At 63.8% G+C, this 550-nt stretch carries 1 protein-coding gene; it reads left to right on the top strand.

The annotated features are described in order from the left end of the window. Positions 1-550, top strand: a 550-nt coding sequence (locus PA598K_RS09780) for a thiamine pyrophosphate-dependent enzyme (RefSeq protein ID WP_260405339.1), incomplete at both ends; no start/stop codon positions are given.

Genomic DNA, 550 nt, shown 5'->3' with positions numbered 1-550 from the left:
GGCCAGAAGGGAATGCGACAACTGGGCGCGCGCTACGGGCTGAATGCGTCGGCGCTGGCTCAGTGGCATGTTCGTCTGCAGACGGACCGGCGGGATTATCCGACGTCCAATCCGCCTCCTCCCGGCGATCCGTGCGATATCGATCCCAATCGCTGGATGGAGATGCTGTCGGCCGCATGCGGGGAGAAGCCGACCGTCTATGTGCTGGATGTGGGTCAGCATCAGATGTGGGCCAGCCAGTCGTTGATGCCGGGACCAGACGATCGGCTCCTCAACGCCGGCGGTATGGGGGCGATGGGCTTTGCGCTGCCTGCGGCGCTCGGAGCGGCGCTGGTCGAGCCGCGCAGACAGATCGTGGTCATCGCCGGCGATGGCGGCATCCAGGTCAATATCCAGGAGCTGGAGACGCTGTATCGGCTCGGTCTGCCAGTGAAGCTGTTCGTCCTCAATAACCGCAGCCTTGGCATGGTGCGCCAATTCCAGGATGCGTATATGGACGGACGCCAGCAGTCTACAGTGATCGGATACGGCTGCCCCGACCTGGTGCAGG

The sequence above is a fragment of the Paenibacillus sp. 598K genome, assembly GCF_003851045.1.
Lineage (GTDB): Bacteria > Bacillota > Bacilli > Paenibacillales > Paenibacillaceae > Paenibacillus_D.
This window is presented reverse-complemented; position numbering and strand designations above follow the sequence as displayed.